The sequence below is a fragment of the Fluviispira sanaruensis genome, from assembly GCF_004295685.1.
GTDB classification, from domain to species: domain Bacteria; phylum Bdellovibrionota_B; class Oligoflexia; order Silvanigrellales; family Silvanigrellaceae; genus Silvanigrella; species Silvanigrella sanaruensis.
The window spans coordinates 2039409-2060826 of the sequence record NZ_AP019368.1; the positions used below are offsets into that span (position 1 = coordinate 2039409).

Consider the following 21418-nt stretch of genomic DNA (forward strand, 5'->3'; position numbering starts at 1 on the left):
ATAAAAAAATTAATTTAACAAAATTATTTGACATAAATTAAATAATCCTTAATATATAAAATTGTCATTTTAACAATTTTATATATTTTAGGGGAGATTTATTATGTTTAAACTGTTCTTAGTTGCTGCTTATTTATTCCCTTTAAATGCTTTTGCGGGCGGATATTTAGCTTGCGTCAATCCAAATGATGAAGATGATTGGGGCTGGGCTCCACCTATCACCGCAATAGAACATGCACGCTGGGGCACAGGCAATTCATTTATTCCTATCAATGAAAAAGGTACGTGGATAAATGGAGATCATTATTTTAATAAAAGAGGGCACTCAGGATTAATTGCAAGTGTAAATATAAAAAATTTTGATTTAAATTTAGTTGAAAGTTTTTGCAATGCATTAAAGCTCCAATGCCAAAAACTAGGTGAGCAATATAGCAGTGTGTTTGTAAAAGAAAATGCAATTTTTGCTGTTAATTTTCCATTTAAGTTTGGTTATATAAGCTTTTCTTATTATTTAGGAGTTAGAAATTCTGACACATTTGATACTTCACGAAAGAATTTACGTTCAACAACATGTCCAAATATGAATTACCCAGATTTTCCAAATGATGGCGGAGTATTTTATATTTTTTAAGCCAAATTATTGAAATTTATGATGCTCAATTTCTTCATAGGAAATGGGTAAATGATAATTACCTTTCTCTGCATTCACTCTGTGCATTTCGCCATTTTCTATACAAATAACATCTGGACACAATTGTAATAATGGTGATTTTGCATCGGTGGATATCAGAATAGTTGTTTCTAAAAATTCATGTTCAATAAGATCGATAATCCGCATTTCAATTTCTTCTGGCACAGATACATTATCTAATAATAAAATTTTGTTACCATGTAACAATGCTTTCGCAAATGAAACTAGCACAAGTTCACCAGACCATAGCAATTGAGTAGGAAACTCATCCATTTTAGAATTCAGTCCGTTGCGCAATACTGCAACAGATTGAGACATACCAACACGGTTTAACACAGACCAAATTTCAGAGTCGTCAAAATATTCAAAGGGATCTAAGTTTTCCCTTAAACTTAAAAAAGGAAAAAAGGAATTCAACGAAATATAAGCAAAGCGATTGCGTAATTCAATCGGATTTATTTTTAAAATATCCTCATCATCTAAAAAAATTGTGCCTTCTTGAAAAGGAACAAACTGCAATAAAGTGGCAAAAAAAGGTGATATTTTTGTCTCTTCTACATATTCAAGTATCGCCAACCGCGAAGCATGAGTAACAAAAAGATCTAAGTTTTTAATCGGCTTTGGATAAGAGTCAGTGCCTTGAGAAGTCAATGACATAATACGTAAAGTGCCTTTTTGTGGCCAGTATTCAGAAGTAGAATAATGAATATCTTCATTTTCTTCATGTAAAATTGAAGTACGCATTAAGTTTTCAAAATGCGGTAAACAAGCAATGAATGTATAGATTTCATTTGTTATATTAAATATTGCTTGAAAAAACAATATTGTTGCTATAACAACCAATGTCACTGTGCCCGCAGAAATAACATCATAAAATGAGACAAAGTAAACTAACGAAACTGCTACTAAAAAGCAAAAGAAGGCAAGAAGAAAAAGTGAAAATTTGACAATGATTTTATCTTTATCACTCTCGCTTTCTTGTGCGGAATTAATATTCGCTTGGAATTTTTCTAGGAGAAAATTGCGCAGTGAATGAGAATGTGCCTGCGTATAAAGTGAGAAAAAATAATTTGAAAATCTCGAGAGTTTTTTCATATCTAATTTAATTTTTGTATGAGCATGATAAAATTTATTTTTGCTTATCATAATAAAAACAGAAACAAATGCGAGCATACCCAAAATAAGACAGAGAGCAGAAAGATTCGTTATTGCTAAAAGAAAGCAGCCTGCTAAAAAAAATACACTTCTTACTAGCAAAGATGTAAAAGTGGAAAAAAGTTTATCTTTTACCAGAGAAAATTCTTCGATATACTGAGCCGTATAAGCTATTTCATGTTTATGATCTTTAATTAAAATATCATAAACTTTTTTTTCTAAGGAAGAACCTAAGAAATTATTAATACCCGCATTTTTTAGGTGAAAATAAAAGAAATTAACTAAGGATAAAATTGCAAAAGTACAAAATAATGAAACCTGCCAAAAATGAGTCAGTCTTTCTTGAAAATATTCAGAAAACAAAATAAAGAATGCTGAACAGAGAAAAAATTGTGATAAAAGAGCTAAGCCAAAACTTGGCCAAGCCCTTCTGTCTTTAAAAAAATATTTTACAAAATATTTTAATGAATTAAAAAGTGATTTATAATAGACGTTTTCTACTTTTTTATTTTCTACGTTTTTATGCTCTTCTACCTCATCAATCTTTTGTGAAATATTTAATAAAGGAGATCTATAGTTTTGCGTTTTCTTAATTTGTTGATATTGTGAAAATTCAAATCGCCGAGAATCTGCACTTGCATAGTACAGACGCGCATACGCACCCGATTTTTCTACGAGAGAGCTGTGTGTTCCTTGCTCGACAATAATTCCATCTTTCATTACTACTATTTGATGGCAAAGAGAAGCAAATTCGAGTTTTTCGGTTACAAAAATCCGCACTGAATTAACAAGTTGTTTTTGCAAAGCTTCATTGAATATATGTGATGCATCTTCTTTAGAAAGATCGAGAAAAGGATCATTAAAGTAATAATAATCAGCTTTTCCATAAATAGTTCGTGCTATACATAGTTTTTTTATGAAACTTTTTGTAAAGATATTTTCAGAAGGTTCAACTAAAGTTTCATCACCATTTTCCAAAGCATTCATTTCATCTTCAAGAGCACAGGAGCGAATGGTTTCAATATATCGACGACCTTCGAATTCTCTTCCTAAAATAATATTTTCTCTCAATGTTCCTTCAAACAGAAGATTCATTTGTGATAAAATTTCAAAACTATTCGCAAACAAAGCTTCTCCGCTGACTAAATGCAATTCTCCTGCACAGGCATTGAGAAAAGCGGACTTTCCAGCTGACTTTTGCCCTACAACAGCAATGAGTTGTCCTGATTTTGTCTCAAAGGATAAATTATAAAGACTCAGACCTTCGGGAGAAAAAAAGGATGCGTTTTGTAAAAAAAGTTTAGAAGAATTTGTACTTTTAATTTTTGGACCGATGAGAATACGATCCCACTCTTCATCCCAATCATCTTGTATTTGTGAAAATTTTGAGCAGTTTTGCTTTAATAAAATTGGATATCGATATTTTTGGAAAAGAGTTTTCCATTCTTTACTTGTCGAAAAAAGATACAGAATATTTGCGTAAAAATGAGCAACTAAAATAAAAAGAATAACTAACTTAGTTAAATCAGAAGAAGACATATTTTTATTGATATAAGCAAAAATAGCTATACTTGGTATTGCAATGACAAATCCTGAAGCATAATAAATGACGCGAGAGAATGCAACGTTTTTAAGAATACCCTTGCTAATTTTTTGCGCATATTCTTGTGATAAATTTATTTTCCTTAAGAAAAATGATTCCATCGCTAAAAAGCGCACTCTATTTCCAAAAGAAAATATTTTCTTAAACAACTGACTTCTAAATAAAGAAAGCTGAGAAATTTTTTGAGAAATATGAGAAAGTTTTCGATTATTCTGAAACTGAAATGCAAATACGGCAAGAAGCAAAGCGAGTGAAACAAAGAAAATATTACCCATAATCTTATAAATTAAATAATATGCTACTAATAGAGCTGGAATAGAAAATAAACTTATTAAAAACTTTGGAAAAAAAACACATTTATCGATTATCTGCTGCTCATTTCCATTGACAAAATTTTTATATAAAAATTGATTGGAGTTTTTTTCTGAGCTCTCACAAATTCTTGCAATTAGCAATAAAGAATGATATTTAATCACTCGAGCCCATTGCATTAAAACCTTATTTTTTGCGTATAAGATAAAAGTAAAAAACACAACGAATAATAATAAATAAACAGAGGCAGTGAATAAACGCGCTTGTGCTGTGGGGGATGTAGAGCGCAAGAAGAATTGCAAATAAAAATCAATTGCATATGGAAAACATAATATAAGTGAAAGCAGAAGTGCCTGTAAGACTGAGACAAATAATATCTGCCTTCTGTATGTGTAAAAAAATAGCCACCAAAGAGTTTTTTTACTATTTTCCATCTTTCGAAAAATATCATCAGGAGAGTCTAGGTTTTTTGCAGAAATAAAATCTTTCACTAATACAAACCAAGAGTTTTTTTTATGAAATCCAAACATATTCGTATTTCAACCTTTTCGTTGTTAGCAAAAAAATAGTAATGAGAAAATACAATACAACAGCTATAACATTTGCAGGACCGGACATCCACCAATGACCAGATTCTATAACAAAACGTGAGGCAACGACATAATAGACTATATTTTGAATTGATGCTGCAAGCAATACAGGAACAAGATTTCTATTTGCATTATTTAATTGCAATCCATTTTTAAGCATAGCGTCACTTTTTCTGTCAGGCAGCGAAAGCCAAAAATTAAAAGCTGATAATGAAATAAGTAAAACAAGCCAGCAGAAAACATATCTTATATTTTGAAGACCTCCTCCTAAATAACCAAACCATAAAAAAGGTAACAAAATAATAAACTGAAGAAGCCCTGCAAGCAGCCATGGAAAAGGAAGAGATGCGCGCTTAGCGATTTCAATAAAAAAACCACGTAATGAGATCTCAAAACCAAATGAAACCACTATGCAATAAAAAACAGCAGGCATCCAAGCTGAAAAGAGCAAAAATAAAGCTGAAGCAATATGATCTCCTTCCATGTGCAAAGCAAGAGTCGGTTCATCAATATTGATGGTCAATAAATATTGGCTAATATATATAGCAATTGAAGCTACAATCGATGGGATAAGAAAAGCCCAAATGATTTTTTTTGAAAAATTTGGAATAAATAAATAATTTTTTATTGGAATTTTTAAAAACAAATAAATAAAAAAACCTAACAAAAAAGGAAACCAAGATATAAGTAAAAATATAGTTAAGATATAATTCTGCTTCATTAAGATATCGTTCAGATAAATTTGAACATACCAGCATACAAATACAGTCATAAACACATAAGTAAGTGTCACAATACGATATTTATTTTTGTTTTCTTGCCATTTTATCTTTGTAGTCTGCTGTAAATTTTTCAATGCCTTTTTCCTGAAATTCTTTTAAAATTTTCTTCTCTGCAAGCAGATCAAGCTCATCGGTTGCTAAAGCAGCCTGAAAACAGCTTAATGCACTTGCAATATTGCCGTCTCGATAGTACGCCATTCCAAGATTAAAATAAACGTGTCCTTTAAATTTATCGAAAAATTGCAAAGCATTTTCATAAAATAAAATAGCTTCTTTCACTTTTCCATTGCGCACCAAAGCAACTCCTTTGTTGTTGTAAAAACTTGCGAGTGTGCGGCTTTCAAAATTTCCTTCTATTTTTTCAAAAAAAGATTTGGCTTGATCAAAATTTCCGTTCACAGAATTAGCTTTCGTCATGCCAATCAGTGCATCTTTATGTGAAGAATCTGCTTCTAAAGCTTCATTATATTTTTCTTCAGCACCAGCGATATCATCTAAACCGAGCAAAGCATCGCCTACCATTACTTTATGACTTAAATTATTTGGACTTTTATTTTCTAATTTTTGATAAATCAACAGAGCTTCATCAAATCGACCTACCATGCAAAGAGCTTTTCCTAATGTATTTAAAGATTTTAAATTTTCTTCTGCTGGATTCTCTTGTTTATTTTTAAAAAAGTTTTTTAAAAATTCTACGGCTTCCCCATATTGTTTTTTTAAAATTCGTATTTCACCACCTAAATAAACAAAACGAGGATTTTTATTGATCTCATCTTCTATACCAGGGGTTTTTAAAAGTTCATCACATTCAAGAATTTTTTCTTCATTTAATAAATGATGCAATTCTTTTAATTTTAATGTAGTTGATTTCGACTGATTGTAATCTGCTCTGACAAGCTCCATCGCTTTTAAATAGTCATTGGCATTCACAGGTTTAATAATGCTGTGATACACATCAAGCTCAACCATTAAAAATGAATCTTCAGGACTGATCACCTGCGAACAGACAACAAATTCTATGCGGTCATAAAGTGGATCGCGCCTCAAGCGCTGAATAAACACATAGCCTGACATATCTGTCATCTGCCAATCGAAAGCAACAATTTGAATACTTGCAAACTCTTTTGCTAATATCTCAAGTGCTTCTTTAGCCGATGCAGAGTTCTTTACCTCGAAATTTCCGCTTTTAGTCAGAACACTCATAAAGAAAGTACGCAAATCCGATTTTTCTTCTACGATGAGCACGCAGACCTTATCTCCGCCAGTTGTATTTGCGTCCCCGTCAGCCATTACCCTCTCCAAGTCAGCAAAAAAGATCCCTTCTTAAGCGACTCTCAATTATCGGCTAAGAATATTAAATCTCTAGAGAAAAGAGTATGGATCGACATCTATCCGCAGGGTTTGTCGATTGATTTCCTTATCCAGAAAAAGTTCAGTTGGAAATAAATGTGCGGGATGTAATTTCTTTTGAGAGGAAATACATAGTTGAACACGGTATTCATTATTTATTTTTTCGAGTGCTGCAAAATAAGGACCAGCCAAGCGCACTTCCTGCTCACTGTATTTATTTTCAGCCCAAAACTTTATTAAATAATTTTTTAGTTTCGTTATCAAAGAAAAGGCTGTTTCTTTATTTTTATGACGAAACTCACACAGTATTTGTCGAGAAAAAGGGGGGTGAAAACCCAGCTGACGCATGTGCAGTTCCCTCTCCCAATAAACTTCAATTTCATTTTTCAGCGACATCTCAATAATGGGATGGCCAAGAATAAGCGATTGCAAGACGACTTTACCGGGTTTGACTCCACGTCCAGCTCTGCCCATGGCTTGGGTGAGAAGTTGAAAGGTTCTCTCTGCGGAACGGAAATCGGGGAGAAAAAGCGCATCTTCTACGTGTAAGATCACAACCAACGTGACTTTAGGAAAGTCATGCCCCTTCGCAAGCATTTGGGTTCCGACAAGACAATCAGTGTGACCAAGACGAAAATCATCTATTATTTCTGTCATTCTACTATTACTGGTCAGCACATCTCGATCCAAACGAGCTATGCGCATGGCTGGGATCAAAGCCAAAATACGCTCTTCAATGTTTTGTGTCCCTATCCCATGATCGAGAAACTCAGTTCCGTTGCAACTGAGACAAGTCTTTCTTCTTGTTACTTTAAAATTGCAATAATGACATATTTCGGTGCGACCACCATCATGTAACGTTGTGGTAACTGAACAGCGCGGACAACTGAGTGGAGTAGAGCATTGAGTGCACATTGCAAAATTAACGTAACCACGTCGATTGATTATGACGATACTCTGTTCACCCAATTCCTTATTTTCTTTGAGAAGTGTACAAACTTCCTGAGAAATCCCATTATTATTAAAAGATAATTGCGTTGACTTAGTTGCATAACTCAATCTTTTTTGTGAATAACTAACTAATAAATCTTTTTTGCTATCAACTATTAAGCTTTCCACTTGATTGCCAGAAAATTTATTTTTAATACTTAAGTACTTATATTTTCCATTTTTGACATTGTACATGCTCTCAATAGAAGGAGTAGCGGATCCTAGAATACACAATGCATTTTCCTTTTTCGCACGGACGACAGCAATATCTCTTGCATGATAAGTTGGAAATTCATGGGCTTTATAACTGCCATCATGCTCCTCATCCACAATAATAACACCAATATTTTCCAGTGAACAAAACACAGCCGTGCGCACCCCTAACACAACTTTTGCTTGGCCATAATGCACACGAAACCAATCTCTTTCATACTCAACTTTTGTAAGTCCAGAGTGAAGAATTGCCAAATCATTTTTAAATACCGAACGAAACCGTGCGCTCATTTGCGGAGTCAAAACAATTTCAGGAACAAGAATAAGCACATTCTTGTTTTGCTGAATTAAATATTGTGCAATTTTTAAATAAATTTCAGTTTTTCCAGATCCTGTTACACCGTGTAAAACATATGTGGCAGTTAAATCCGATAAAATTTCTTGATAAACTTTAGCTTGCTCTTCATTTAAAAGAATTTCACTTCGCTCAGTTAAGACGATTTCACCTTTAATCTTATGAATATTTTTTTTATGATTTAATTGGCTGTCATTTAATTTAAATTTCTCCAATCTTTTTTCTAGCATTTGATGCTTAGCTACGTCCCAAATAAAACTGGGAGCAACAATCGAAATAATTTTTTCAAGAGAAGATAAATAATAATCAGCTGTCCACTGTAATACAGAAAAAAGATTTTCCGGCAATACTTTCATAAAAGGCAAAATACCTAAAATGGGAATACAGTTAAATTCAGGTTTTACACAAAATTCTAGAAAAACTCCAACATATTTCTTAACCACTCCCCCTTTTCGCACCGTCAGAAGACAAAATGTTCCTTTAGTTAAAGAATTAAACTCTAGTGGAAGGGAATAAGTTAACAACAATCCCGTTTGCGCAACGACTAAAAATTTTCCATATTTAATTTCATTTTCTGCATTCAACATCTTTTAATCTCAATTTTGACAGAAGAGACAAAACAAGGATAACTATTCCTAGCAACACTTTGGGAAATCTCTGCGAACTCCCATTTACCCGGAGACTGTATGAACATACCACGCTACGCTTTTTTCGATTTCGACGGCACGCTCATTTGCCAAGACTCTTTCCTGACACTTTTACGCAAAGGTCTCAAGTATGAGCCCTGGAGAATTTTGCTCCTGAGTGCACTCTCTCCCATTCTTATCTTTACCTTCATATTTAAACTCAATAAAACCGCTGCAAAATCGGCCCTGCTCTGGAGTCTCACAGCAGGAAAAAGCAAACGGAATGCCGTGCGCTTTTTACGTGCAGCTGTTGTGGAAGAAAATAAAAATATTTGGTTTAAAGAGGTCAATCCCACATTTGAAAAATTACGTGCTGAAGGGGTAGAAATCGTTGTTGTCACAGCCTCAGGCCAAACTTGGGTGCGCGCCATGCTCAACGCAAACAAGCAAAAATGCAAGACTGTGATTGGTTCAAAACTCACCTTCTTTGCGGGGGGCGTCGTGCTGAAATCAAGAAATTGTTACGAAGAAGAAAAAATCAATCGTATTCACCAAGCACTTGGTCAGCAATTCGTGTGGCACAGCGCTTGGAGCGATCATATAGCTGATCTCCCTATGCTTATTCGTTCAAACGAACGCTATATCGTGTGTCCTAAAGACAAGCATATCCCTATTTTCACCAAGGAATTAGACAAAAAATTCAAACTCCTCGCGTGGAATTGCTAAAAGAATTAAAAAGACATATTTGTAATAAGAGCTTATTAACTTAATTAATTAATAATTCTATTTTTTCTTTTGTTCGCTCAGCAAGCTGGCGAGAAAGATCCACTGATGCTGATTTGCATAAGACATATCCAAGATAGTCATAATTGGTCTCAAGTTTTCTAATGCTCTCACCTTTTCCTTTTGAAAAGGCTATATCAATGACTCCTGCCGATCCTCTTAAATCTGTCGGAATGTGGATGGTTTCGATGACACCGTCATAATTGGAATAAATCTAAGAATAAGTGAAAAACTCATTGCTCACTGCAGATAGCGTTGTGGGTGAGGGGTCATCACCCACACTGAGTTTTATCAACTCTTTAATGGGATAAAAGAGTCGAGCAGCTCTCGCATTCACTTTATGTGAAAGCACTTCTTGGATTGCTTCTTTCAGCTCACCGTACGAACTTACTTTTCGAATCGAAACCGCCTCTAAGTGATAGTCACTGAATGTTATCAATCCATCGATTTTTTTGCTGGCAAGGCAACTTATAATTTTAATCCATTCATACGTGTTTGTAGTGTGAATTTAGAAGATATTGGTTAAAATACAATGAGTTCTGAAAACACACACGCAAAAATCACTTATGAAGGAAGTTCTATGCTTATCCGAAAAGCAAAACCTGAAGATATTCCTCGCATTGCACAAATTCACTTAAAGAGCTGGCAAACAACTTACAAAGGCATTCTTCCTAAAAATTATCTCGACAGTCTGACTGAAAAAAACAAAGAACAAGAGTGGCATAAATTGGGTTTAGATTACCCAAATGGCCAAGGCATAACTTGGGTGCTCGAAAATGAAGGGGAAGTCTTTGGCTTTGCCAATGCGGGGCCGCAACGGGAACCACCGATTGCAGGCCATGGTGAGGTTTATTGTATATATATTTTAAAAGAGTTCCGGAGAATGGGAGGCGGTCAGCTGCTCATAAAAGAAATCGTAAAATATTTTAAATCCAGGGGCTATCATTCTGCATCAGCTCTTATTTTAAAAGGCAATCCTTTTACTGATTTTTATAAATTAATCGGCGCTGAGCCAACCGAAGAACGTCCTTTTAAACTGGATGGAATGGATCTCATCCAAATTCTTTATTTATGGAAAAATATTAAGTGATAAAATTTATTTAAAATAAAAACAGTCTGCTGGATTCTCACTGTCAATTGGACATAATGTTAAAGTGTCACTCGATTTTGAATATTTATAATTACTTTTTATGAAGACCAGACGACATATTGCAATAGCTTTAGTTGAGTTTAATAAATTGGTTGCAGCAACTGGGTCCTCAAAATAAAAAGCTCTAAACGCGTTAATAAAATCTTTTACTCCGAGATTACTTTTACGAATATTTGTAATGGTTCCAGAGTCTTGACTACCAATGATATCAGCAGAAATTGCGCAAATTGTTTTATCATAGCTCGTCGCTGAAGCAACAATTGCAAATGTTTCATTGTTATTAAACTTACTTTGAGAAAGATTCAATTCAACTAAACCAGTGTTTATTTTTTTTCCAGTATCTTTGCTAACAGAGTTAGTCCAGTTACTAAAAAGACTTCTTCCTTGCTTATCACCACAAGATGCTGTAATTAAAGCAAAAAAAATTAAAATAATATAGTTAATAAGATTTCTTTTCATATAAGTCCTCAATTTGACAAAATAAATAGACACATTGTAAAAAACTTATAAATCTCTTTTTAAAATATCATAAATAAACATTTTTTACTATATATTAATTTTTTATATTTTTATTATTAGTTTTAGCATCTTATAAGAAAGAGACTCAAGATGTCTACTTAAATGGAATAACTATAATCTGTGTCATTAAGTAGGTAGAAGCACAGCTTTGCCATTGTGCTTCTACCTACTTAATGGGAAATTTGAGGACGCACCCTAGTTAAATTAATTTTTTAATTGCGCTAATATTTCTGGACTGATAGGACCCATATCTCTGAATGATTCATAGTGATTATTTGTGTACCACCGATTTCCATTTAATTTATTTACGACCACACGTTTTGCATCTCGAGGTTGATCTCTATCTCTCGGATCGAGAGGTATGTCGATTTCATAAAACTCTCCAACCTCTTTAATTCTTCTTTCATAATTCATAAATCTTTTTGCAGTTCTAAAGTTAATTTTTTCTGATATGTTATATGCGCGAGCTGGTATACCCATCTTCCTAATTGTACTGACTCTTAAGCTTCCTGTACGATGAAATTCACCAACTTCTTTATTTAATTCATTCATTGAAGTTGCTTTAGCCATGCTCGCATAGGAAGGCTTTTGCACTCCTTCTGCAGTATTTTGAGCAGCAGGTGTTAGTCCTTCAGCCACTGAAGTTTGCTCTACTGAATGAATTCCACCCATAGCCATTTCGCCTACGCCCGCAGAACTTTCTCCTACAAGAACACCCGGTTTTTCAATTGGTCCTGAAGTCAATGTGTCTATTGCTATCTGACCTATGAGATTCCCTACTGTCATTGAGTCTGTGACCAATCCCGAAGGGTAATGCCAGTTAGGACAAATTACATTATCGGCTATAACATATCCCCAATCAGAGCTTGCAAGAGAATATCCTGCTGCACCAACAAAATGAAAAGATGGTCCAAAAGTCTGTGTACAGTGATTTACTAAATCATTGCAGGTTGAAATTCCCCTTTGTGAAGCTACATCTGAAGGAAAAAATTCATAATTATTATTTTGATGGTTAAAGCTGGCACGTTTTTTTCGACTTAAAAATGTATTTTTTAATTCATCAAAAAAGCTTTCATTCTTTTGCTTGATATTATCTTCATCAAACTCTAATTTTAATGCACTGTGCAACATGACAGGAGCATTTACAATATTTAAAGAACCATGTAACCAATAATATTCTTTTTCTTGGGATTTTTTTTCTTTATTTGGCTTATATGCCCAGTGCCATTCAGATTTAACATTTGAACAAAATAAGTATGATCCAGCAAAAGCTAATGAGTGAGAAGAAAGAAGTGATATAACTAAAGCAATTTTTTTAATATGAACTCTCATTTTTTATCCAATCAAAAAGTATAAGCAAATTGAATTGATTTTTCACAAATTCAATTTGCTAAATATAAAAATAAAAAAAATTTTGCAATTGTTTTTTTAAATTATAAAAATTTAAAATATTAAATATCATTCTTAAAAAAATTTTTATATTTGATTAAATAATTAATAAAATTATTTATTTTTATATTATTATATAAAATATGACTTATTGCTCAAAAAATATATAACTAAAAACATTTTGAAAAATATGGTAAAATAATATTAATATATTAAAAAATAGACGTTTTACAAATAAATTGTAGAAAACTAAATATTATATTCAGACTATAACATTATAAACGGATCATTCATGTAATTCCATTTTATTTCTAAACTTGTTATCATGCTAAAGCTTTGCACAACCGCCAAATCTATATTGACTTATTTTTCAGCATTTCTCTGATAATATTTGAGACCAATGTAAAATAATAAATTTTTTCTACAATCTTAAAACTCAATTTAGCTTAGAAGAAAATCTTGTTGTCTATTCTCATAATATATATATATTTTTATATGCTGTGCAAAAATTCAGCTTTTTTATTTTCTTTAATGATAACAATTGAGAAATTTAATTGATTTATATATTTAAAATATTGTACTTGCAAAATAAAGTTTACCCCCCAAGGAGTTCAATTTGAATAATAAATCTTTTTTTACAAAAATATTCGCCCTTGTTTTTCCAATATCTTATGCAGAAGAAAGCTACACTTATACTAAATGCCCAGAGAATACAGATGCACTCGACTGCTCTGTTTTTATTCAAAAACAATTTCCTTTAGATTACAAAAAAATATCTGAAGAATATCTCTCTCCTATAAAATTACTAAAGCTTCAATTGAATTCGCAACGCTTCCCACTGCATATTGAAACGAGCCAAAATAAATGGAGTCATACAGTTTCAGTTTATATACCAAATAATTATGATAATAAAACGAATCCATTTATTTATATCGATGGTGGAAGTTCAACGAAACCAGATAGCTCTAAAATTAATTTCAGCCAAGTTGCAATAAAAACCAAATCAATCATTATTTCTATTAATCTTGTGCCGAATCAACCCGTTTCTTACCCCAATAAGCCAAACCTCGTTGAAGATTTTTTGGTCGCACATACTTGGAAACTTTATTTAGAAAATCCTGAAGAAAATAAAATTCTTCCACTGCAATTGCCGATGGCAATGTCCATTATAAAAACAATGGATATGCTGCAAAAAGAACCTGCTTTATCAAGATATAAAATGGATTCTTTTATATTAGGGGGAGCCTCAAAAAGAGGTTGGGCAGCATGGCTTACAGCAATCGCTGATACGAGAATAATTGCAATTGTCCCTATTGTTATTGATATTTTTAATACTGAAAATCTTATTAATAAATTCAAAACAGTATACGCAAATAATTGGCCTATTGCTTTGTTACCATATTATAATGAAAAATTATTCCAAAATATTGATAAAGAAAGTTATAAAAAACTCATGAATATCTTAGATCCATTAGCATATAAAGAAACTTCTAAGAAAAATCGCTTAGATATTCCTAAACTCATAATAAGCGCCAGTGGTGATGATTTTTTTCCACCCGATAATATTTTTGAAAATTATAAAGAACTGTCTGGAAAATCTTATTTTCGCTACATTCCAAACTCGAGTCATTTTGTGTCTTATAAAGTATTAGAGTATTCTATTATCTCTTTTTTAAATCGATTAAATTCCCAAAAAAGTTCTAAAATATTTTCTTTTGAATTTCAGGAAAATAGAACAAATAAAAACCAAGAAATAATTCTTAAACTCAATTCAAGTATTAAAACTATCTCACTCTGGCAAGCATATAATAAATATGAAAGAGACTTTCGATATGCATGTGGCATAAAATACAATAAAATAACATATAAAATTCCAAAAAATCGTAAATTAAAAATAACACTTGAAGAACCTAAAATAGGCTGGAGAGCATCCTTTCTTGAAGTAACAGATAGTGACGGATTTATACAAACCACCCCCAATATTGTCTTACCAAGAAATAAATTTCCTGAATCAATAGATACAAATAAGATAGAAAACTGCAGGGTATTACCACTGCCATAAGCGTCTTCATTTATCTGAAACGAGCGTAAAACCCCAACTTCTAAAGTTGGGGATAAAAGCAAGCTGAAAAGACCGCAACAGCAAACGGTGCATGGTTGAATTAAAAGCCTGACAAGGCATGCAAACAAACAATTGGAATTTTTACATGTACGTGCTCAGTTTTCTTTTCAAAGTAATATTATCCATTACAACCACCTCTTATTTTCAAATCGACTCTGTTACTATATTAAATTTATTTGTTTTTTAAATACGTGCTTCTTCGAAGTATTACAACAGAACCCTTAGAAATCAATTTGAAGTTTCTGTGTTTCGCAAACCTTAAAACCCATAAATTCTAGTTTTGAGGCTTCGGAAATTTCTGCGGTTTGCGCTTAGCCCCCCATAGACTCTTTGTTACTTTAATATCATTGCAACAGAACCTTTTAAATAACTTTATTTTAAAATATATAATATATTAAATTTTTCTTTTTTATTGACAAGCATGCCCTCTCATATTAGTTATAAATGCAAACTCCTTATTTAAAGAGTTTAATTAAATCACAAGAGGGTTGAAAAAATGTTTATAAAGAAAATTGTATTATTTTCTGCACTTGCTGTTTCCGTAAATAGTTATGCTCAATCACAAGGGACTGATGAACAATATGAAATTTTATTTTATTCAATGGGTGTTAACTTTACTATTGATTTTAAGAATCGTATTTATACAAGGAAATTAGGGAACATTACCTGTCAACGTCAAATTCATGAAAATATTTCATATAGATGTTATCAAAATGAAAATATTTCATATAGATGTTATCAAAATGATAATCCTTCAGATATGTTGTTAACTAATCATGACTATTATTTAGAAAGTGATGATTTTAATAAATTAATTAATGTACAAAATCATTTAAATTCTAATGAAATTTTATCTATAGGTGACTTTAAATTTCATAATCTTGGTCTAAAGTGAATCCTTTGAGTGGACTATATGCTATGAACTTAGGCTCTCATACCGAGGGGGTGTCTAAGGAACCAGAACCATCCACTGATTTTAAGATTAAAGGAAATCCATGTATTTCTGCAAAAGCAATGGCATCTTCTAATGCCTTCGGTTCGCAATAATGCGCAAAAGGAATATTCTGACTGTGCAAAATATTTTTCATAACAACTCCTTTAACGCCCTTTGTGTTTCCTGACCCAAAGAATGAGCTGCTCAAGGGCTTCGGTGGCTGCTTTTTTATTATAACTTTCCCGATAGTCTGCAAAAAAGCCATGATCCGCTTCGGGATAAACAATTATTTTTGATCCACTTTTGCCTTTATCTAATTCTTTTTGCATCTGGGCAACATGATCCCAAGTGATATATTTATCTTTTCCACCATAAAGACCAAGCACAGGGACTTTTAATTCAGGTGCTATATCGATGGCAGATTGCGGTTGTACAGCCGATTTGCTTGATAGTGGACCGTAAAAAGCTATACCAGTTTTAATTTCCGGATTGTGCCTTGCATATAACCAAACAGTTTTTCCACCCCAGCAAAAACCAACAATATTTTTCTGAGTTAAATTTGCTTTTTTAGACGCTGTTATAAAATTTAAAGTGGCATCTAGATCAGCATTGACTTGAGCTGTTGTTACTTTGGATACGACCTTAGCCATAATTTCTTGTATATCATTTAACTTCGTAACATCGCCTTGTCTGTAATAGAGATTTGGGGCAATGACAAAAAAGCCTTCTTTTGCAAATCTGCGACACACATCGCGGATATGTTCATGTAAACCAAAGATCTCATGGCAGACAACAAGAACTGGAAATGGACCATTGCCAGTGGGTATCACTTGATAAGCTGGTATTTTATCTTTTCCAACGGGCACAAGCACATCACTTGCCTCAATCCCACTTAAATTTGTAGAAATTGCGGAATGAGCAATAGGCATAACGGCTAAGGCAAAACCAGTTGTCAAAGCAGTTTTAACAACGAACTCACGTCTATCAATTTGCCCATCTTTACCGATTTCATTTTGATCTGTCATAATGACTCCTTAAAAATTAAAGGAACAATATCTGAATCAGTTCGGGTTTACATAAGAAAATGCATTTTTGATATTCGATAAAAGTGCCGGCATGGATTTAATTCCTTCATCTTGCGCAAGTAAACGACACGTTATTCTGGAACTCAATAGTACGCCTGGAAGGCCGGCCCCTGGTTGAGTATTTGCTCCCACAAAATAAAGACCTTCAACTTCTTTTGACTTATTTGATGGTCTGAAGCCTGCACTTTGCAAAATCCACGGTTCAAGACCAAAAGCATTGCCTAAATGACTTTGTAATGTCTGATTGAAATCGTCTGGTGTAAAAATACTTTTGACAACAATTGAAGATTTTAATCCAGGTAAAAACTTATCTTCAAGCATATTTGTTACTTTATCTGCAAAAGATGTTTTATAACTTTCCCAGTCCGTGCCACTTGCTAAATTTGCTACAGGAACGAGTGCATAAATAACCTCACCACCTTCTGGGGCTAATGAAGAGTCTGTACGCGTTGGAATATGCAAATATAAACTAAAATCATCGAAGACTATTTTTTTAGTGAAAATATCTTCAAGCAATTCCTTATAACGTGGCCCCAAAGCAATGGTATGCTGAGGTAAGTGCGTCCATTGTTTATTCGTACCAAAATACATTAGAAATGCGGACATGCTATAATCTGCTTTTGTTAATTTACGCGCCAACCTTTTCGGTTGAACATTTCCTTTTAAAATTGTTTGGACAAAACGATTCATATCTGCATTCACTACAATTTTATTTGCTTGAATTTTTTGAAAAGGCATCTGAATTTCAAATTGATTGTTAAAATTTTTATGAATTGCTTCTACGGGAGAGGATAAAAAAACCTCTCCACCGAGTTCCATAAAGCGTGTCTGAAATGCTTTTGCTAGCGCATGCATTCCCCCCATAGGATGAAACACTCCATAGGCTCTTTCTAAACGATTTATCAAGGAATAAACTCCTGCTGCACGAAAGGGATTTCCACCAATTAAAAGAGGATGAAAACTTAAAAACTGTCTGACTTTTTCACTTTTAACGTAACGAGAGACCAACGAATAAACAGGACGAATGGCATCCAGGCGCAATAAATGTGGGGCAACACCAAGCATACTCATAGGATTTGAAAAATCTTTATCTCCGAGTTCAATAAATCCCTTTTGAAAAACTTTTTCTGCATGGGCAAAAAAAGCAATCACACCTTCGACATCGTTTGGACTGACTCGGACAATTTCTTCTAATAATTTTTGTTTTGAATTAAAATGGGCAATATTGGAACCATCATTAAAAACAACATTGTAATAGGGATCGACGGAAACAAATTGACAATAATCTTCTCTCTTTGCTCCTGACATTTGAAAAATATCGTCGATTAAAAAAGGAGCCGTGATAATAGAGGGTCCTCGATCGAAGCGATAGCCTTGTTGCACATCAACATACGCTCGCCCACCCACTTTGTCTAGCGCTTCAATTAAAACAACAGACATCCCCATGCTTTGTAAAGTTAATGCAGCAGATAATCCGCCAAAACCTGCACCAACAACTGCTATGTCAAATGTTCTCATAAAATACCTTTTCTCTACAAAATAAGATTTTCATCTATGGTAAAATTTCTATTTAATTTTGCAACCTTTAAAGGAGAAAATCCCAGAAAGACTTTGAAAAAAATTAAAATTCTTTCAAACTTTGAGACAATTGCCCTTTGCTTGAAAACAATCGATTTATTTAATAGTATTTTTCCTAAAATTGACCCATAAATTGCTAACATAAGTCTAACACAAAATCGCGCGCGCAAAGATGGTATAGTTTTTATTCCTTGATTGGCGTTTTGATAATATTGAATTGCTCTTCTTGCAAGATCGTCGATAAATTCAATATTTCTATCTTGAATATCACTCGAAAAGATCTTTTCATCGAAATTTAAATTATAATATTGACAGAAAGATTTGGGAATATAAATCCGACCATTCTCAAAATCTTCTTTAATATCTCTTAAAATATTAGTTATTTGCATAGCAATACCTAAATGTTCAGCTGCTTTTTCTGCTTCTTCACTCTGCTGTGTTTTGAACATTTTTGCCATGAGCAAACCGACAACACCTGCCACTCGATAGCAATACAAATAGAATTCACTGAAATTTTTTGGCTGACAAAACATTTCATCCATTTTTTGTCCGTAAATCAATTCTTCAAAATGTCGCTTTTCTAAATAGAACTCATTGACTTTCCGCCGAGCATCGAAAATAAAGTTTTCGGTTGATTTTAAATCTATATTTTTAAATAAACAAAAAGAAATGCGCTCTCTGATTTGCATTAAAAAATAAGCATCGACTAAAAAATCTTTTCCCCATAAAATATTTAAAAATTTATTGGAAAAACTTGTTCCCTGCAAGGCACCATCGAGAGTTGGAATTTTAACCAGTTCATCGGTTGCATCATCAATAAGTCTGCATAGTGTATAAACAAAATAAGAAGCTTCTCTCTGTTCACTCGAAAGCACATGCGATGCTAAATAAAATGATTTGCCATTATTTTTTGTGATATTCTTACAGATATCAAAAAAGTCAAGATAGGATTCAAAATCATTTAAATCCGCCTCAAAATATTTTGCATTTATTTTGCGCGAGCCAATTAAAATTTGTGTAAGTTTTCTGCAAATATTTTTTGGTTTCAATAACTCGAGGGTAAGTTTTATATTTCCTAGACTTCTCGCTCGCAAATAAAATGGGGCTGACTCGATTTTAAAATCGACAGTAATGGAACCAAACATTCTGGAAAACATCTTTGCTGGATATTGCAAAAAGAAATTGGAGTATTTATAGCATTTTACTATTTCAGATGGTTCGACTGATAGTATATCTGCCGCTTGTTCACCGGCACTGCTCTGACAATAAAACATTTGCTTTGCTTTTGGAAAGAAGTAGCAGACTTCCCAAAAACCATTCTGCTCTGAGTGCCACCAATACCATTGATTTTTAATTTCAGATAGCTTTTCAACACCTGCATTGTGATCCAAATAAAATGCAGCATCTTTAAATTGCAGACGACGTGGTGATTCATGTTTAAGCTTAAAATCCAAATATTTGTCATAAAATAATGCGTGGCGTGAAAAAAACTCTGTAAATTTTTCCTTAGGCACTTCGATAGTTTCTATGACTCCTTGAACCTTTAAAGATTTTGATAATAGTTGCCAATAATGTTTTTTAGAGCATTTTTTAATTCCATCGCTTGAAAAATTTCCAATATTTACCTTTGGAAATGGATTTTTAAGAGTTAAATGAATTACTTTCTGGGTTGAATGGCAAGGAAGAATAATTTCAAGATTGGAAGTTATACCACAGAACCAATTTTCAATTTTATTTTCTAAATTTATGCGATCTTTGCATGAAAAAACAGTATAAGAATAAGCAATGAGCTTCTTGTTATCGTACCAAGTCAGATAAATCGTAGGAGAATTTTTTTGTGTATTTTTTTCGATAGAAAAGGGATCCAATAATGAAAGAATACACAATATATGTTGGTTTTCATATGTTATTTCAAAGTACAGCCACTCATAATGAATATTATTCATTTCCTTCAAAAGCAAAATTGGCTTAGGATATTCTATTTTTGCAATTTCAGAACTTTCAATTTCTAATATTTTCATAAAATAGAACTCTGCAATTCATTAAAATTCAATTGTGGTTCGGACAATAAATTGGCAATACTACGTCTGATATTTTCAATAGGATTCTCTAAAATAAAATGAATATATTCTCGTGAATCAGCATTACAAGAAATTTCGTCAAGTAGGAGGGAAGACTGATCCAAATAATTCTGCGCACTATTATAACACTCTCTAAGACAATATTTATATAAATTATGTGATAGGATAAATTCAGAATATTTTGAATTTAAAAATTCATTATACGCTTCTCGCTTTTCTTGTTGTGATAATAAATCAAGAAATGTTAACGAAATTGAGCTACGCAGACCAGAATTTAAATCTTCATAAGATTTGTGCCCACTGATGTCTGGTAAAATATTTTTTATATCATCAAACATTTGAAATGATAGGCCATAAAACATAAATAATTTTTTAAGTGCAATAGTCGTTTTCTTATCAATTTTTAGCATTTGTTCTAAACAGTCTATGGAAAATTGGAGAAGTCTAGCCGTTTTTAATTCAGCACATTTTTTATAATATTCCCATCTGTGTTCTGAACTCCCAAAGAAAAGAGATTCTATAAATTTAGGGTTATTATTGCTTAAATCAAGCGCTTGGCCAATATGACAGTCATAGAGTGTATTGACAGCGATGGTATGGAGAGATTTTGGCAAGGTTTTGATTGCTAAAAAATACATCCAAGTACCTGTATTCAGAGTATTTGGTATGCCATATTGCAAGTAAAGTGTTTGTTGCCCTCTCCTTTCAAGACTTCCATCTTCAATATCATCTATAATTAAGCTCGCACAATGGAGAATTTCGATACAGAACAAAACGTTTAAACATTTATTTAAAGATAATTTTTCTTTCTTTTCTAATTCAGCGTATTCCAATGAAAAATCATGCACCAAAATATGATTTCTAAAAATCCATGAACACAATAAAGGGCGAATTCTTTTTGCTTTTGCATTGAGAGAATCTCTAGTAAGATCCAATAGACTTTCTTTTATGCAATCTTTAATATAAATATTATAAAAGAAATGATCTGACATTTTTTTCTCAAGATTATTTAAATATTCATTCAGTCTTATATTAAAATAATTAAAATCTTTTAAGACATTTTGCCTTTGATTTTTATTGTGCGACAATTGCTGACTCCAGAAATGACAA

The 21418-nt window shown here is 32.7% G+C and carries 18 protein-coding genes; 5 read left to right on the plus strand and 13 right to left on the minus strand.

The window, feature by feature from the left end; genetic code table 11:
• Positions 1-103: 103 nt before the first annotated feature.
• On the plus strand, positions 104-631 hold the full coding sequence (locus tag EZS29_RS08550; protein WP_130608895.1) for a hypothetical protein: 528 nt from the start codon (positions 104-106) through the stop codon (positions 629-631).
• Between the two features lie 6 nt (positions 632-637).
• On the opposite strand, the gene EZS29_RS08555 is transcribed toward EZS29_RS08550, so the two are convergent.
• From EZS29_RS08555 to priA, 4 genes are all read right to left on the minus strand, one after another.
• A complete protein-coding gene (locus EZS29_RS08555; RefSeq protein WP_130608898.1) occupies positions 638-4291 on the minus strand; it encodes an ATP-binding cassette domain-containing protein in 3654 nt (1217 codons plus the stop codon).
• Positions 4275-5207 (minus strand): hypothetical protein, encoded by a 933-nt coding sequence (locus EZS29_RS08560; RefSeq protein ID WP_130608901.1) that lies wholly within the window; start codon positions 5205-5207, stop codon positions 4275-4277. Before EZS29_RS08560 ends, EZS29_RS08555 begins: the two co-directional genes overlap by 17 nt.
• The gene (locus EZS29_RS08565) at positions 5155-6423 is read right to left on the minus strand and encodes a tetratricopeptide repeat protein (protein ID WP_130608904.1); all 1269 of its coding nucleotides are present in this window, start codon (positions 6421-6423) and stop codon (positions 5155-5157) included. The genes EZS29_RS08560 and EZS29_RS08565 overlap by 53 nt, the downstream gene beginning before the upstream one ends.
• 72 nt (positions 6424-6495) lie before the next feature.
• Positions 6496-8628, minus strand: a complete 2133-nt coding sequence (gene priA, locus EZS29_RS08570) for a replication restart helicase PriA (RefSeq protein WP_130608909.1) — start codon at positions 8626-8628, stop codon at positions 6496-6498.
• Positions 8629-8727: 99 nt separating this feature from the next.
• On the opposite strand from priA, the gene EZS29_RS08575 reads away from it, so the two are divergent.
• Positions 8728-9393 carry an HAD-IB family phosphatase gene (locus EZS29_RS08575; RefSeq protein WP_130608912.1) on the plus strand — a complete coding sequence of 222 codons (666 nt, stop codon included), beginning with the start codon at positions 8728-8730 and terminating at the stop codon, positions 9391-9393.
• Between the two features lie 40 nt (positions 9394-9433).
• On the opposite strand, the gene EZS29_RS16345 is transcribed toward EZS29_RS08575, so the two are convergent.
• Both EZS29_RS16345 and EZS29_RS08580 read right to left on the minus strand, forming a co-directional pair.
• Complete coding sequence (locus tag EZS29_RS16345) at positions 9434-9664, minus strand: hypothetical protein (RefSeq protein WP_172603994.1); 231 nt, start codon at positions 9662-9664, stop codon at positions 9434-9436.
• Positions 9665-9889: a hypothetical protein gene (locus tag EZS29_RS08580; RefSeq protein WP_130608915.1), complete on the minus strand. Its 225-nt coding sequence runs from the start codon at positions 9887-9889 to the stop codon at positions 9665-9667. It lies immediately after the preceding gene.
• 93 nt (positions 9890-9982) lie between these two features.
• On the opposite strand from EZS29_RS08580, the gene EZS29_RS08585 reads away from it, so the two are divergent.
• A complete protein-coding gene (locus tag EZS29_RS08585) occupies positions 9983-10540 on the plus strand; it encodes a GNAT family N-acetyltransferase (protein WP_130608918.1) in 558 nt (185 codons plus the stop codon).
• A 6-nt stretch (positions 10541-10546) separates the two neighbouring features.
• Here the strand turns inward: EZS29_RS08585 and EZS29_RS08590 are convergent, their stop codons facing one another.
• Both EZS29_RS08590 and EZS29_RS08595 read right to left on the minus strand, forming a co-directional pair.
• Complete coding sequence (locus tag EZS29_RS08590; protein WP_130608921.1) at positions 10547-11059, minus strand: hypothetical protein; 513 nt, start codon at positions 11057-11059, stop codon at positions 10547-10549.
• 264 nt (positions 11060-11323) lie between these two features.
• Positions 11324-12451, minus strand: a complete 1128-nt coding sequence (locus EZS29_RS08595; protein ID WP_130608924.1) for a ribonuclease domain-containing protein — start codon at positions 12449-12451, stop codon at positions 11324-11326.
• Positions 12452-13124: 673 nt separating this feature from the next.
• Here EZS29_RS08595 and EZS29_RS08600 point away from each other — a divergent pair.
• Together EZS29_RS08600 and EZS29_RS08605 are read left to right on the plus strand one after the other, a co-directional pair.
• Entirely contained in the window at positions 13125-14570 is a 1446-nt protein-coding gene (locus EZS29_RS08600) for a PhoPQ-activated protein PqaA family protein (RefSeq protein WP_130608927.1), read from the plus strand.
• Between the two features lie 556 nt (positions 14571-15126).
• The gene (locus tag EZS29_RS08605) at positions 15127-15525 is read left to right on the plus strand and encodes a hypothetical protein (RefSeq protein ID WP_130608931.1); all 399 of its coding nucleotides are present in this window, start codon (positions 15127-15129) and stop codon (positions 15523-15525) included.
• Positions 15526-15562: 37 nt separating this feature from the next.
• Here EZS29_RS08605 and EZS29_RS15925 read toward each other — a convergent pair whose 3' ends face one another.
• From EZS29_RS15925 to EZS29_RS08625, 5 genes are read right to left on the minus strand one after another with little or no spacing between them, the layout of a single operon-like run.
• Complete coding sequence (locus EZS29_RS15925; protein ID WP_172603860.1) at positions 15563-15718, minus strand: hypothetical protein; 156 nt, start codon at positions 15716-15718, stop codon at positions 15563-15565.
• A 10-nt stretch (positions 15719-15728) separates the two neighbouring features.
• Positions 15729-16589: a dienelactone hydrolase family protein gene (locus EZS29_RS08610; RefSeq protein WP_130608934.1), complete on the minus strand. Its 861-nt coding sequence runs from the start codon at positions 16587-16589 to the stop codon at positions 15729-15731.
• A 36-nt stretch (positions 16590-16625) separates the two neighbouring features.
• Positions 16626-18167, minus strand: coding sequence for a phytoene desaturase family protein (crtI, locus tag EZS29_RS08615; protein ID WP_130608937.1), 1542 nt, complete (start codon positions 18165-18167; stop codon positions 16626-16628).
• 14 nt (positions 18168-18181) lie between these two features.
• The gene (locus EZS29_RS08620; protein WP_130608940.1) at positions 18182-20248 is read right to left on the minus strand and encodes a phytoene/squalene synthase family protein; all 2067 of its coding nucleotides are present in this window, start codon (positions 20246-20248) and stop codon (positions 18182-18184) included.
• Positions 20245-21396 carry a polyprenyl synthetase family protein gene (locus tag EZS29_RS08625; protein ID WP_130608943.1) on the minus strand — a complete coding sequence of 384 codons (1152 nt, stop codon included), beginning with the start codon at positions 21394-21396 and terminating at the stop codon, positions 20245-20247. The genes EZS29_RS08620 and EZS29_RS08625 overlap by 4 nt, the downstream gene beginning before the upstream one ends.
• Between the last annotated feature and the right edge of the window lie 22 nt (positions 21397-21418).